The organism is Vallitalea guaymasensis (assembly GCF_018141425.1).
GTDB classification, from domain to species: Bacteria; Bacillota; Clostridia; order Lachnospirales; family Vallitaleaceae; genus Vallitalea; species Vallitalea guaymasensis.
In genome coordinates, this window is sequence record NZ_CP058561.1 from 970658 (window position 1) to 985939 (window position 15282).

Genomic DNA, 15282 nt, shown 5'->3' on the forward strand with positions numbered 1-15282 from the left:
AGAAAGGAGGATAATATGCCCGAAGTTGTAATTATTGCAGATGATTTAACAGGAGCTAATGCAACAAGTGTTTTATTATCCAGAACAGGCTATCGAGCAGCTACATTTTTGAAATTGGAAGCTTATGATGAACAGTTACATGGAGATTTCAAGATAATTTCCATAAGTACAGACAGCAGAGGTGTATCAAAAGATATTGCCTATGAACAAGTCTCTCAGGTAACTGAATTCTTTCAAGACAAAAATGTGAAACTATTTTCTAAACGTATTGACAGTACTTTACGTGGAAATGTAGGAAGTGAAATTGATGCAGTCCTAGATCATTTAGATGACGATACAATTGCTATAGTAGTAGCAGCCTTTCCTTCTTCAGGTAGAATAACTATTGGAGGATATCTAATGGTCAATTCCGTACCTCTGGAAAATACAGATGTTGCAAAAGATCCTAAAACTCCTGTTTACACCTCTTATGTTTCAAAATTGATTCAAGAACAAAGCAAGTATAATGTAGATTATATTCCCCTAAGTCAAATCTTAAAAGATGAAGATGCTTTACAGAAAAATATCATTCAAAGCAAAGAAAAAGGCAATAAGATAATCGTAATGGATGCTACTACCAATGAAGATATTGAAATAATAGCACAAGCTGTTAAAAGCACAGGTTTAAAAGTTATTGCCGTGGACCCTGGTCCCTTTACTGCTGCATTGACCAAAGTATTTATTGATAAACCTAGAATCATTCCAGGACAAAAAGTAATGCTTACCGTGGGAAGTGTAAGCAACCTTACAAGAAGACAATTGGAAGCTCTAAAAGTAAAACATGATTGTTTATTTGAAAGAGTCAATCCAAAAGCTCTTATCTATGATAATACCCGTGAAAATGAAATAAGTACAATTGTAGAAAATCTAATTAATAAAATGGAAGATTACAATATTATAGGTGTTGTAACCACTACAGATGAAACAGAAGTATTAGACTTACACCATATCGCTAAGGAACTAGATATATCCGAAGACGATGTTTCATTAAGAATCTCAAGTGGATTAGCACAGATAACAAGACGTCTTATGGAAAAGACTTCAGGAGTTATTGGAGGTTTGTTCACTAGTGGTGGTGATGTCACTGTAGCTGTGTGTAAGGAGTTGCAATCCGCAGGAATAGAGGTCAAAGATGAAGTACTACCTCTCGCAGTCTACGGAAGAATTATTAAGGGACAATATGAAAATATGCCTATTATTACTAAAGGTGGTCTAATTGGAGAAATTCATGCCATTACTAAGTGTGTAGATTATTTATTAACTAAAGTATCTACTGAATATCATAAAAATACAAATTAACCAAAAGAAAGGGACGATGAAAATGCACAGAAGTTATATAGGCATTCCAATGGGTGATCCTGCTGGGATTGGACCTGAGATTGTAGTAAAAGCATTAGCTAATGAAGAAGTACATAATACAGCAAAACCAGTTGTAATTGGGGACAAAAAAACTTTACAGCAAGCTATGAAATTTTGTGATGTACATTTAGAGATTAATGTAATAAAAGACATCAAAAATGGTAATTATCAAAAAGGTATCCTTAATCTGATTGATCTGGAGAATGTAGAGATTGAACAATTAGAAATGGGAATAGTTCAAGGTATGGCAGGAAAAGCAGCTTTTGATTATATCAAGAAATCAGTTGAATTAGCTCTTGCTCAAGAAGTTGATGCCATAGCCACTACTCCAATCAATAAAGAAGCCTTTAAAGCTGGTGGAATTAATTATATTGGTCATACAGAAGTTCTAGAAGACTTAACTAATAGTAAAGATCCACTAACTATGTTTCAAGTATATGATCTAAGAGTTTTCTTTTTATCTCGCCATGTTTCACTTAAAGAAGCTTGTGAGATCACTACCAAAGAAAGGGTTTATGATTATATCATCAGATGTTCAGAAGCTCTATCAAGATTAGGAATCAAAAATGGAAAATTGGCTGTTGCAGGATTGAATCCACATAGTGGTGAACATGGACTATTTGGAAATGAAGAAGTCACAGAGATTGCTCCAGCCATAGTAAAAGCCCAAGAAACTGGTATTGATGTAGTAGGTCCAGTATCAGCTGATTCAGTATTTTATTTTGCACTTAAGGGAAGTTATGATGCTGTATTATCCCTATATCATGACCAAGGACATATTGCAACCAAAATGGTTGACTTTGAAAGAACTATATCAATTACTAATAATATGCCATTTCTAAGAACTTCTGTTGACCATGGAACAGCTTTTGACATTGCGGGAACAGGTAAAGCAAGTGAAGTCAGTATGGTAGAAGCTATTAGATTAGCCGCTTTATATGCTCCAAATTTTACAGCTGCAGTTTACTAGATTGATTTAATCATTAGATGTGACCCATTATTCAAGTTAATGATTCCGCTGAATCAATCATCAACTTATAAGAGTTATTTTTCTAATGTTAAATATAACTAAAACTTTTAAGGAGGGTTTTTCATGAAAAAAATAGTTAGTTTATTTATGATTGTTTTAATGATCGTTGTATTTGTAGGGTGTGGGAAAGGTAATGAAACAAAAACAGATAATAGTGATACAACAAAAAAGGATACAAGTCAAACAGATAAAAAAGATAAGTCCAATGAGAAAGCAACAGTTATAAGGATTGCTTATACTCTATCTCCAGAATCACATTATCACAAAGGTTTAGAGAAATTCAAAGAACTAGTAGAAGAAAAGACTAATAATCAAATAGATGTACAATTATTTCATAGTGCACAGCTAGGTAGTGAAAGAGATGCAATTGAAGGTGTATCAATGGGAACATTAGAAGCAACACTATCATCTACTGGACCTTTAGCTAACTTCTCCAAGAAATTCATGCTTTTTGACTTACCATTCATAATTCAAGATAGAACTACTGCTTTTGAAGCTCTAGACGGGCAATTAGGTTCAGATATGTTATCTTCATTAGATAGCAAAGGTATAAGAGGATTGGGATTCTGGGAAAATGGATTCAGAATGTTGACTAATAGTAATCGACCAGTAAATTCTCCTGAAGATGTAAAAGGATTAAAGATAAGATTAATGGAAAATCCAGTGCATATGGAAACTTTCAAAGCTCTAGGCGCACAACCAGTGCCAATGCCTTTTGGAGAGTTATTTACAGCTTTACAACAAAAAACTGTAGATGGTCAAGAGAATCCATTAGTAATTATTGATACAAGTAAATTCTATGAAGTACAAGATAACCTAGCTATTACTGGACATTTCTATTCTCCAGCAGTATTCATGATAAACAAAGACTTTTTCAATGGATTAGCTCCCGAATTACAAGATGCCATAAATGAAGCTGAGAGTGAAGCTCGTACATGGCAAAGAGATTATTGTATTGACCTAGAAGAAAAATTAGTTGAAACATTAAAATCAAAGGGAATGGAAATCACTTATCCAGACAAAAAAGCTTTCCAAGAAGCTACACAATCTGTTTATGATAAATTCAAAGATGAAATTGGAGAAGATCTAATCAATCAATTACTTAACAAGTAGTATCTTATTATTATGGCGGCTCTTTGATCAATGAGAGTCGTCAAATATCTTAGGAGGTAGATATTTTGAGAAAAATACTAAATAACTTAGAAGAATATATTCTAATTGTAATTTTCCCAATTATGACTATAACTGTGTTTATCTCAACCATTTTTAGATATTTTAAATTGGGAGCTATTCCATGGTCAGAAGAACTTGCAAGATACTTGATGATATGGATTGCTTATATAGGAGCAAGTTTGGGAATTAAGAAAAATGCACATCTAGGTGTTGAAATCCTAGTCAATAAATTACCTAAAAGTCTAAAATCAGTTGCTAAATATTTTCGAGTAGCCATTATTTTGTTGTTTAATGCTTTAATCATCTCATTTTCTTACAAGATCATTAATCATCAAATGAATATGGGACAACTCTCACCTGCAATGGCTATCCCTATATGGTATGCATATCTTGCTATTCCAGTAGGTGCGTTGTTGATGATAATTCGCTCTATACAGATGGTTATTTTTCAAAATAAACAAGTTGTGAACTAGAAAAAATACTTGTAAGAAAGGATGGAAATTAATGGTTCTTTTGTTATTCGGAAGCTTGTTAATATTACTTTTACTTAATATACCTATTGCTGTGTCATTGGGATTATCCTCCATTATTGCGTTGACTTTTGGAGATATGCCTACTCCATCTTTTGTTGTGGCACAGAGAATGTTTACATCCCTGGATTCATTTCCTTTTATGGCAATTCCTTTCTTTATGTTAGCTGGAGGATTAATGGAAAGAGGCGGAATCTCAGTACGATTAATTAAGTTTGCCAAAGCATGTGTAGGAAATACTATTGGAGGTTTAGGAATTATAACAATTATTGCTTCTGCTTTCTTTGGAGCTATATCCGGTTCTAATCCTGCTACAGTAGCTGCTATTGGTGGAATTATGATTCCAGCTATGATAAAGGCGGGATATCCAAAGGATTTTGCTTCTGCGATTGCAGCTGCAGGTGGTACATTAGGAGTAATCATTCCTCCTAGTATCCCAATGATTACATATGGAGTTGTAGCAGGTGTTTCAATCAGCACATTATTTACGGCAGGAATTGTTCCTGGTATTCTTATTGGGCTTAGTTTGATAGGTGTAATTCTCTATTACTCCAAAAAATTAAATCTCCCAAAAGGTGAACCTACAAGCTTAAAAAATATTCTAGTAACCTTTAAAGAAGCTATTTTAGCATTATTGATGCCTGTAATTATTTTAGGCGGAATATATGGTGGAGTATTTACACCAACAGAGGCTGCAGCCGTTGCTGTTATATATTCCTTTATAGTCAGTGTCTTCGTTTACAAGGAATTAAAGATGAAAGATCTAGGGCAAGTAATTCTAAAAAGTGCAATAAGTACTGCTGTTGTACTATTTGTTATTGCTAACTCTGCTTCATTTTCCTGGATTATAACAAGTGCTCAAATACCAGCAAAGGTAACAACAGCCATGATGAGTTTATCATCAAATCCTATTGTTATCACTACTTTGATTAATATTATGCTACTATTCTTAGGAAGCTTCCTAGAAACACAAGCAATCATATTGTTAGTAGCACCTATTTTGTTACCACTTACCGCTTCATTAGGTATAAGCCCTATATTATTAGGTATTATAATCGTTGTTAATACTTCTGTGGGTATGATTACACCTCCTATGGCAGTTAATCTATTCGTGGCATGTGGTATATCCGGCTTGAAAGTTGAAGCCATAAGTCGTAAGATAATAGCTTTTCTAGTTGTGGAAATAATTATTGTATTATTGATTACAAACTTTCCTCAAATATCGTTATTCCTACCTCAGTTATTACAATAAACCTTCTCTCGTAATTACTTATATACGACTCCTTGAAAACACCTTAAGTAAAATTAAGGTGTTTTTGTCTAAAATAAAAAAGGCTACCAATGTAATGAGGTTACCTTCTTTATCAACAACATATTTTTAATTATGATCTTGAATATTGATTATAACATCTATTATCCATAAATCATTATTTTTTATTAAAATTCTAACATAATTTATTCTAATTAAGCCAATAATATTATAAGTAAATGTATTAATCATGCATTAAATTTAATAGAAATGAACTAAAAATCTATTGTACATTACAATCTTTAATGTTTAGTAGCTTAAGTGTCTCTTTCCAAGAATATATTATTAAACATAAATATATATTTGCTTTTTAATACATATTTGCTTTAATATATGTATTATAGTGATATTTTTTTCTGACTAAGCATTTTTAGAAGCTTCATTTGGTATACAATTGGTAAGTTTATCATTGAAAAAAATACCATACACATTATCAACATCTAGCTTCAAAATTTCAATAATTTTAGTTACTTCACGTAAATTGAAATCGACTATTCCAAGTTCTTTTCTATTGTAAGTTTTTTGTGTTATGGATAGCTTTCTTGCCATTTCTACCTGTGTGTATCCCATAGAAGCTCTGGCAGATTTTAATCTATAAGTATTCATACATTCACCTCCCAGCACTTACCATTCGAACAAGTAAATCGTACCATACCATTTGGTAAGTGTCAACTAATAGTTTGTATTTTTGGTAATACTAATTTTAATTTTGGTAAGTAAGTATTATACTATTAATGAAATATCTCAAAGGGTATATATATAACAAAAATAATTATTTAAAGTGGTGTTTATAATGGATAATAATTCTATTGGTTATCGAATATTAAATCTTAGAAAAAAAAAGCAGCTTACTCAAAAAGAATTAGCTGGTAAAGTTCATGTTACAGAAGCAACAATGTCAAGATATGAGAATAACCTTCGAGAGCCTAAGGGCGAAATAATTAATAGAATTGCTTTAGCTTTAAATACTACCACTGATTATCTGCTAGGGAGAAGTAATAACTCTCTTCCCATTAGGGAGTTAGACGATAATAAATCCATAGATGTTGATCTTGATACTTTTATCGAGAAATTGGAAGAAGTTGATGGTCTAAGATTCCATGGAGAACTTATTGATGAACAAACAAGAAGTATTATCTTAAAAACCTTAATCCATGCAAGGGAAATTGCAGAAGAAATGCATCGGAATAAGGTTAATCCTACTAAGCAGTAATTATGAATGTGAATATCCTTATCGATATTTAATAATATCATACTCTACACTCTCTTAAGAGCAGAATTAATTTTCTGCTCTTAAACTCTAATTATATTCATATACTTATATATAATAAATATAAGGAGTAGTTAAATGAATATAGGAATCTATTCAAGAAAATCCAAGATAACCGAATCAGGCGAATCCATTAAAAACCAGATAGAGTTATGTAAAGAATATGCTTATAATAATTTCAATGTTAACAATCTGTACATATACGAAGACGAAGGCTTTTCAGGTGGTAATACCAAACGTCCCAAATATCAAGAAATGCTTAGTAACGCAAAAGAGAGAAAATTTGATGTTCTCATATGTTATAGATTAGATAGAGTCAGTAGGAATGTGTTGGATTTCTCCAATATATTAGAGCTGCTGACCTCCCATAATATTGAATTTGTCAGTATAAGGGACCATTTTGATACTTCTACCCCTATGGGGCGAGCTATGATGTATATAGCAAGCGTTTTTGCCCAGTTGGAGCGTGAAACAATCGCTGAAAGAATCAAAGATAACATGTACAAATTAGCTGAAACAGGTAGATGGCTGGGAGGCATAACACCTATAGGCTATAAATCAACAAGAATAGTAGATGAAAGTACTGGAAAATCAATATCCATACTCTCTAACGTACCCCAAGAAAGTAAATTGGTTGAAATAATCTTCAATAAGTATTTAGAATTCGGCTCTCTTACCAAATTACAGCTATATACGCTAAAAAACAACTTGAAGACTAGAAACAATAAAGACTTTAATATCAGCTCTCTAAAGAACATATTGACTAATCCAGTTTATATGGCTGCTGATAATGAAGCCTATAATTATTTCCTAGAAAATAATTCATTAATCAATAAAGAATTAAGTAGTCAAGATTTTGATGGAACCCATGGAATTATGGCTTACAATAAGAATAATGAGAAAAAGAATGCTCCTCACAAAAATGAGCTGTCCAGTTGGATTATTTCCATCGGTGTTCACCACCCCATTGTTACATCAACCAATTGGATAAAAATCCAAAATATATTGTTAAGCAATTTACATAGAAATTACTCTTTAGGCAGTAAGACAGCAATTCTGACACCTCTTATCAAATGTAAAAATTGTAGAGTACCACTAAAAATAATTAGTAAATACGAGGATAAACATGTGAAACATTTCTATTATAAATGCCGTGTAAAAGAATCTACTCATAATACTGACTGCCACGTAAAAAACCTGAAAGGAAACTTATGTGAAGAAATAATTTTTGACTCAATAGAACAATATCTATCAGTTGATAAGCTTATTGATAAATTACAAAACTACATTAATACCAAAACTGATTTTGATAAAGACGAAGAAATAATCAAATTAGAAAAGGAAATCAGTGAAACCAAGAATGCAATCTATCAATTGACTCTGATATTATCAAGTAAAACTTCTTCAGCATCAAAATATATAATATATGAAATTGAACAAATGGATGATAAACTACAATCACTGAATAAACAGTTGAAAATGCTCATTGCTACCACTACCAACGATACTGATAAAGATTATAATCTTAATTATTTGACTAATGGCAGTATACATAATCTATTATCAAATGAACAAAAAAAGATATTGATAAATAAAATCATTAAAGATATTCTATGGGATGGTGACAAACTAGAAGTCGAACTTCTTCCCGTTAATAATCTATAGTAACTTTTTATTACACATAGATGAAGCTATCAGCATGGGTGACAAAGTTGTGGTTCTTAGCAAACGCCCTGCTACCATTAAGAAAATATTCGATATCAAACTTACTGTAGATAATAAGACACCTTTTAATTCCAGAAGTGCTCCTGAATTTCGTGATTATTTCAATGCTATATGGAAGGAGCTAGATAAAAATGAATAATCATAATATGTCACCTGAGCAAAATAAATATTTAAGAAAAGTTTATAAAGAACGAAAAGTCATTCTGTTATATCAAATAATAATATTGGCAGTACTAATAATTACCTGGGAAATATGCTCAGTATATGGAATAATTGATTCTTTCATATTCAGCTCTCCATCTAGAATTGTTAAAACCTTTATAGAAATGTTAATGGATGGCTCCCTGTTATATCACATATGGGTAACTCTATATGAAACAATTATCAGTTTTGCATTAGGAAGTGTTTTAGGTATCATAATAGCTATTATCCTATGGTGGAATAAAAAAATATCCAAAATACTGGAACCCTATCTCATAGTATTCAATAGCCTGCCTAAAACAGCACTAGCTCCTATTTTTATTGTTTGGTTAGGTCATAATAAAAGGTCAATAATCATAACTGCTTTAACAGTTGCTATAGTAGTTACAATCATAAATGTATTCAATGGCTTTGTAAATGTGGATAAAGAAAAAGTTAAACTTATCTACACTTTCAATGGCAAAAAAATAGATGTACTCAAAAAAGTTATTATTCCAGCTAACTTTTCCAATATCATCAGTACCATGAAAGTTAATATAGGACTATCTTTTATCGGTGTTATCATAGGTGAGTTCATAGCTGGAAGAGCAGGTCTTGGTCAGTTAATTGTTTATGGTAGTCAAGTACTCAAGATGGATTGGGTAATGATGAGCATCATCATATTAGCTTTATTGGCAACAGGACTGTATGAACTCATTGTTTTTGCAGAAAAAAAAGTCAATAAGCTCAATGAATAATTAAAAGACTCTGTTTAGTAACTAACACCACTAAACAGAGTCTATATTTAAAAAGCTATAACTATTCCTCCATCATTAGCATAAGTAGAAGAAAGCCCTTTCATTTCTACAATAAATATATCCTTAAAATTATACATATCATTAACCTTATCTTTTATTGTATTAGCCCTTTTGAAACAATTACAATGTGCTATAACCAACAACTTATCTTCTAGATTGACTTTAGTCTCACCTATTGCTGCAACCATTTTGCTGATAGCTTTGTTAATACCTCTACCTTTGTTTATCATAATTATTTCACCTTTGCCATTAGAAGCTAATACAGGTTTTATATTAAGTACATTAGCTATAGCAGCTTTTACTAGACTCATTCTTCCTGTTTTTACAAGATTATCCAGTTTATTCAGTACAAATAGTGTCTTCATTTCTTTGATATAGTTACCTATACTCTCTACTATTTGTGAATAAGTTTTTCCCAGCTTTGCAAGATAGTCAATCTTCAATGTTAATAGTACTTCACCCGCTGATGCACTAAGTGAGTCGAAAACATGTATATTCTTATTATCATTTTCACTAAGATAAATGTCTTTTGCAATTTCAGCACTGTTATAACTTCCACTCAATTTACTTGATAATGTTATAACGAATACGTTTTCTTCTTCTCCCGCAAATCTATCAATATAGTCCGCCGGTGAAGGACATGCAGTTTTAGGCACATTAGCACTTGCATTCATTTGAGCAACAAATTCCTCAACATCAAATGAATCATCATCCCTGTATCTTGTACCCTCTAGCTCTATGGTAAGTGGGGTTATCTCTACGTTCATATCTTGTTTCATCTCTTTAGTTAAATCACAACTGCTGTCTACTACGATTTTAAAATTCAATGAATAGCCTCCTCAACATCTATACTGCACAATGTAGTTATTAATACTACTTAATATTACCATAAATGTAAAAATATTAAAAGGCTCTTTTAGCTTTTTAGTTAATTGATATAAATTATTTTACGTAAAACTTCACATTTTATACCATGTATATAAATTACACTTCAACATTTAAATGCCCATTCAATAAATTCAATATATTTCCCTGGATTCTATAAGCTAAATAGAACTAAATAAATGCTGATTCTATAGCAATTACTTAGTTCTATTTAATATATCAATATTTTAATGTCTATAAACTATAGAACTTACTAAATAGTTTATCCATATCCAATAAATCCTTTACACCAACTAATTCATTGACTGAATGCATTGCAAGCATAGGTACTCCTACGTCCACTGTTTTTATAGGTACATAAGATGTAGTAATAGGTCCTAATGTTTTTCCTCCTGGTATAGTTGAATTATTAACGTATTTTTGGTAAGGAATATTTATATTGTCACATAACTGCTGTATTACGCCAGTTGATTCACAATCAGTAGCATAACTTTGTTTTGCACTTAGTTTTATGACGATACCTTCATTAATCAATGGTTTGTTAGTTGGGTCATTTTTCTCTACAGCATTAGGATGTAATGCATGGGCAGCATCTGCTGATATCATGAATGATTCATCTAACATTCTATAGTGTTTTGTTTTCGTTCTACTTAGTCCCAAGGATATCCTGTCTAATATGTTAGCAAACATAACTGAATCTGCACCTTGCTTAGTTCTGCTTCCTATTTCTTCATTATCGAAACAAGCAGCTATATTAATACCGCTTTCATTTTCTGTACTTGCAATTGCTGAAAGACTAGAGTATACCATAGCTAGATTATCCAATCTAGAAGATTGAGCAAATTCATCATTAATACCAATAATATTCCCCTCGCCTATTAAGTAAAGGAATAGTTCAAAATCCAATATATCATCTACTTCCACATCAAGTTCTTTTGCGATATGTGATACTAGGTAATTATCTTTTTCCAGTACATCATTAATCTGTCCAATTAGCGGTAAAGTATCTTTTTGAGGATTGAACTTGACACCTTCATTGACATCTCTATTCATATGAATCGCTAAACTTGGTATTGTCAGTACAGATTTCTTGAAATCCATATATTTTATTGTTGGTTTCATGAGATTATCTGATTTCAATGCTACCTTACCTGCTAATGATAAAGGTCTGTCCAACCATGTATAATATATAGGTCCTCCATAGACTTCTGTATTAAGTGTAATATAATTTTCTGTTTTGATTTCAGAGATAGGTTTTATCTTGAAACTTGGACTATCAGTATGGGATAATATTATTTTGTATCCCATATCATCAACTAATTCTCCTACTGTAAAAGCTATTATTGTTGATGAGTAAGGGATAATATAATATTTTCCACCTCTTTGCATCTGCCACTCATCTTTCATTTTTAGTTCTGTGAATCCTGCTCTATCTAGTAATTTCTTCCCCTCTATAACTCCATGATATGGGGAAGGACTGTTTTTAATAAATGTCATTAAATCTTTTGCATAACTCATACTTGTTCTCATTATTCTTTTTCCTTTCTTTTTATGATTAATTCAACTTAAATACTTATATATAAAATCTCCATAAGTAATCAGCTGCTTCTTCTGCATAATCAATATTGATTCGTTTTGATTTTTTTATATCTAGGATTTTTTCTTTGTTATCACATATATATAAATTGTCAGAAAGCAAATCCATCCCATTATGAGTACGATCAAGTGCCAAGGCTTTGCACAGCTTACCAGGTCCATTAGAAAAGTTTTTCTTTTGATAACTGTTAAGCTCTTCATATGCTTTATTATATCTATTGTAAGACATTTTAGTAATGTTTTTAACTGGTTCTACTCCTCTAATCAATACAGCACATGGATTATCAATATTTTCTGTAACTACATTAAGGCAATAATACATCCCATATATGATATAAATATACGCATGTCCAGCTTCACCCCACATCACTTCGGTTCTAGGCGTTCTTCTCCCTCCATAAGTGTGACAAGCTTTATCGTCAATTCCTTTGTATGCTTCAACCTCAGTTATTTTTACTACAACCTCTTCATTGCTATCATTATATACTAGATGTTTACCTAATAATTCTTTTGCAACTATCAAAGTATCTCTTTCATAGAAATCTCTACTTAACTTATTCATATGTGAACAACTCTACTTTCTATACATGTTTTTAAAAATATGCTGTGTTTTGATTGGTATACTACTTACTTAATAATATTACAATAAAAGTATTGAAAGTTCTACCTCTATTTTGTATGATATACTTTAAGAGTATAATATAGATAGGTAATTTGGAAGGAATGGTGCTAAATGGTATCTTTTAACGTAATTGATATAAAACTTTTTATGAATAATCTATTAAGAGAAAATATGTTTGATGAATTTGAAGTATCAAGTGTAGAACTTAATACTTTTACTAAGTTTAATATATCCTGTGATTTAAATAAAAAATACCTATCGTCAGATGAAATAGAGATACTTGGAGATAGAAAACTGGTCAAATGGTCAGAGATAAAGGATATTGCTTTTTATATGATAAAAGGAAATAAGACCCCTTCATATCTGAAGATTGTCTTTGCCCTACCCCATGATAAAATAGAAAGCATGGTTAAGAAACATGAATTAAGTATTAAAGCTGATAATGTAAATGGATTATTCATCAATATCTTATTTGAAGATAACGTTCTAAAGTGTACTACTGGAAGCTCCATGAACATATTCACCTTAGATAAAACCTTAGAAAATTATTGGGATAACTCTGTAAAAACATTTTTCAAAAAACATGGTATAGCTGTTTAAAGGCTAAAATACACAGTTTACAACATTAAAGCTTCTTTTTGTTAGCACTCTTCTTAGACGAGTGCTAATTTTGTCTTGACATCTATTGAAAATACATTTATTATATTTTATATAAGTTTTAATAACACATATGAAAAACGTTAGGAGGAGTTAAGAATGAGTACTGAAAAAGGGAATTTATCCATCCATAGTGAAAATATTTTTCCAATAATTAAGAAATGGTTATATTCTGACCATGATATATTTGTAAGAGAGCTTATTTCCAATGGGTGTGATGCTATAACTAAATTAAAGAAATTGGATGCAATGGGAGAGACTTCTCTACCAGAAGATAATGAGTTCAAGATTGAAGTTATCGTTGATGACAAAGAGAAAACTTTAACTTTTATAGATAATGGTATCGGTATGACTGATGAAGAGGTTAAACAATATATTAACCAGATTGCTTTCTCTGGTGCTGAAGATTTTCTTAATAAATATAAGGATAAGGCTAATGAAGATCAGATTATAGGTCATTTTGGACTTGGTTTCTATTCTGCATTCATGGTAGCAGAAAAAGTTACAATAGATACTCTTTCTTATAAAGAAGGAGCAAAAGCTGTACGCTGGGTAAGTGACGGTGGTAATGAATACGAAATGAGCGATAGTGATAGAACTGAAAGAGGAACCAAAATTACATTAAGCATTGGTGAAGATGGAAAAGACTTCTTGAATGAATGGACAGTCAAAAGCACTATCCAAAAATATTGTTCTCTAATGCCTATAGAAATCTATCTTATCAATCCTAATAAGGAAGAACCTAAAGTAGAGAATGAAGAGGAAAATGGTGAAGTTAAAGAACCAGAAGCACCAAAACCATTAAATGATACTACACCTCTATACTTGAAGAAACCTAATGAGTGTACTGATGAAGAGTATAAAGAATTCTATAGAAAGATTTTTATGGACTTCAAAGAACCTTTATTCTGGATTCACCTTAATATGGACTATCCATTCAACTTAAAAGGAATCCTCTATTTCCCTAAACTTGGAAATCAATTTGATACAATGGAAGGACAAATCAAATTATATAATAACCAAGTTTTTGTTGCTGATAATATCAAAGAGGTTATTCCTGAATTCTTATTATTGTTAAAAGGTGTTTTAGATTGTCCTGACCTTCCACTTAATGTATCAAGAAGTTTCTTACAAAATGATGGATTCGTTAAGAAAATTTCTAACTACATCACCAAAAAAGTTGCTGACAAACTTAATTCATTATATAAGAAAGAAAAAGAATCCTATGAAAAATTCTGGGATGATATTCATCCATTCATTAAATTCGGATGCTTAAAAGACGATAAGTTCTTTGATAAAACAAAGGGAATCATCTTATATAAAACAACAACTGGCGATTATGTAACTCTTGAAGAGTATTTAGATAGAAATAAAGAAAAACATGAAAATAAAGTTTATTATGTAACAGATGAAACTCTTCAATCTCAATACATCAAGATGTTCAAAGATAATGGTATGGAAGCTGTCATAATGAATACAACTATTGACCAACCTTATATTTCACATATTGAGATGAAGGAAAGTGAAAACAATATAAAATTCGCTAGAATAGATGCTGACCTTACTGATAGTCTAAAAGATGAAGACAGTACAAGTGAAGAAGACAACAAAAAACTTAGTGAAGAAGTTCAAACTGTATTCAGAAAAGCTCTTGCTAATGAAAATCTTACTGTAACTATGGAGAATCTAAAATCAGAAGATATATCAGCTATGATAATATTACCTGAAGAATCTCGTAGAATGCAGGATATGAGCAAAATGTACGGTATGTTTGGAATGGACAGCGCAGCTATGCCAAGTAATGAAAGTCTTCTACTTAACAAGAAAAACAAGTTAGTTAAATATATCATTGATAATAAGGATAACGAGAATACTGATATATTCTGTAATCAAATTTATGATTTAGCTATGATAAGTCATAAGCAGTTATCCCCTGAAGCAATGACTAAATTCATTGAAAGAAGTAATAAGATACTTCAAAAATTAATCTAATCTTTAATAGACAGCTCAAATTTCCCACCTTTAATTATTAAGTGGGAAATTTTGAGTAGATAATATTTGACAAATATCTACATTAGTGATATTATAA

Annotated in this window: 15 protein-coding genes; 11 read left to right on the plus strand and 4 right to left on the minus strand. The window is 31.2% G+C overall.

Annotation, left to right across the window (positions count from 1 at the left end):
* Positions 1 to 15: 15 nt before the first annotated feature.
* The 5 genes from HYG85_RS04335 (at position 16) to HYG85_RS04355 (ending at position 5383) form a co-directional block, all read left to right on the plus strand.
* Positions 16 to 1338, plus strand: a complete 1323-nt coding sequence (locus tag HYG85_RS04335; protein ID WP_212692442.1) for a four-carbon acid sugar kinase family protein — start codon at positions 16 to 18, stop codon at positions 1336 to 1338.
* 22 nt (positions 1339 to 1360) lie between these two features.
* Positions 1361 to 2368 carry a 4-hydroxythreonine-4-phosphate dehydrogenase PdxA gene (gene pdxA, locus HYG85_RS04340; RefSeq protein ID WP_330619221.1) on the plus strand — a complete coding sequence of 336 codons (1008 nt, stop codon included), beginning with the start codon at positions 1361 to 1363 and terminating at the stop codon, positions 2366 to 2368.
* Positions 2369 to 2491: 123 nt separating this feature from the next.
* The gene (locus tag HYG85_RS04345; RefSeq protein WP_212692444.1) at positions 2492 to 3541 is read left to right on the plus strand and encodes a TRAP transporter substrate-binding protein; all 1050 of its coding nucleotides are present in this window, start codon (positions 2492 to 2494) and stop codon (positions 3539 to 3541) included.
* Between the two features lie 65 nt (positions 3542 to 3606).
* Entirely contained in the window at positions 3607 to 4074 is a 468-nt protein-coding gene (locus HYG85_RS04350) for a TRAP transporter small permease (RefSeq protein WP_113671865.1), read from the plus strand.
* Positions 4075 to 4105: 31 nt separating this feature from the next.
* Positions 4106 to 5383, plus strand: a complete 1278-nt coding sequence (locus HYG85_RS04355; protein WP_113671866.1) for a TRAP transporter large permease — start codon at positions 4106 to 4108, stop codon at positions 5381 to 5383.
* A gap of 417 nt (positions 5384 to 5800) precedes the next feature.
* Here HYG85_RS04355 and HYG85_RS04360 read toward each other — a convergent pair whose 3' ends face one another.
* Positions 5801 to 6046 (minus strand): helix-turn-helix transcriptional regulator, encoded by a 246-nt coding sequence (locus HYG85_RS04360; RefSeq protein WP_113671867.1) that lies wholly within the window; start codon positions 6044 to 6046, stop codon positions 5801 to 5803.
* Between the two features lie 187 nt (positions 6047 to 6233).
* On the opposite strand from HYG85_RS04360, the gene HYG85_RS04365 reads away from it, so the two are divergent.
* From HYG85_RS04365 to HYG85_RS04380, 4 genes are all read left to right on the plus strand, one after another.
* Positions 6234 to 6653, plus strand: coding sequence for a helix-turn-helix domain-containing protein (locus tag HYG85_RS04365; protein ID WP_113671868.1), 420 nt, complete (start codon positions 6234 to 6236; stop codon positions 6651 to 6653).
* A gap of 135 nt (positions 6654 to 6788) precedes the next feature.
* Positions 6789 to 8375 carry a recombinase family protein gene (locus HYG85_RS04370; protein ID WP_212692445.1) on the plus strand — a complete coding sequence of 529 codons (1587 nt, stop codon included), beginning with the start codon at positions 6789 to 6791 and terminating at the stop codon, positions 8373 to 8375.
* Between the two features lie 34 nt (positions 8376 to 8409).
* A complete protein-coding gene (locus HYG85_RS04375; RefSeq protein ID WP_330619222.1) occupies positions 8410 to 8574 on the plus strand; it encodes a hypothetical protein in 165 nt (54 codons plus the stop codon).
* Positions 8567 to 9373 (plus strand): ABC transporter permease, encoded by an 807-nt coding sequence (locus HYG85_RS04380; protein ID WP_113671870.1) that lies wholly within the window; start codon positions 8567 to 8569, stop codon positions 9371 to 9373. The genes HYG85_RS04375 and HYG85_RS04380 overlap by 8 nt, the downstream gene beginning before the upstream one ends.
* A 47-nt stretch (positions 9374 to 9420) precedes the next feature.
* On the opposite strand, the gene HYG85_RS04385 is transcribed toward HYG85_RS04380, so the two are convergent.
* The 3 genes from HYG85_RS04385 to HYG85_RS04395 all read right to left on the minus strand — a co-directional run bounded on the left by HYG85_RS04385 (position 9421) and on the right by HYG85_RS04395 (position 12476).
* A complete protein-coding gene (locus HYG85_RS04385) occupies positions 9421 to 10260 on the minus strand; it encodes a DegV family protein (protein WP_212692446.1) in 840 nt (279 codons plus the stop codon).
* A gap of 292 nt (positions 10261 to 10552) precedes the next feature.
* Complete coding sequence (locus tag HYG85_RS04390; protein ID WP_212692447.1) at positions 10553 to 11848, minus strand: M18 family aminopeptidase; 1296 nt, start codon at positions 11846 to 11848, stop codon at positions 10553 to 10555.
* 43 nt (positions 11849 to 11891) lie between these two features.
* A complete protein-coding gene (locus HYG85_RS04395; RefSeq protein ID WP_212692448.1) occupies positions 11892 to 12476 on the minus strand; it encodes a DNA-3-methyladenine glycosylase in 585 nt (194 codons plus the stop codon).
* Positions 12477 to 12647: 171 nt separating this feature from the next.
* Here HYG85_RS04395 and HYG85_RS04400 point away from each other — a divergent pair, with 171 nt between their 5' ends.
* Together HYG85_RS04400 and htpG are read left to right on the plus strand one after the other, a co-directional pair.
* Positions 12648 to 13136, plus strand: coding sequence for a DUF5721 family protein (locus tag HYG85_RS04400; RefSeq protein WP_212692449.1), 489 nt, complete (start codon positions 12648 to 12650; stop codon positions 13134 to 13136).
* A 156-nt stretch (positions 13137 to 13292) separates the two neighbouring features.
* Positions 13293 to 15185 (plus strand): molecular chaperone HtpG, encoded by a 1893-nt coding sequence (gene htpG, locus HYG85_RS04405; RefSeq protein ID WP_212692450.1) that lies wholly within the window; start codon positions 13293 to 13295, stop codon positions 15183 to 15185.
* Positions 15186 to 15282: the final 97 nt, after the last annotated feature.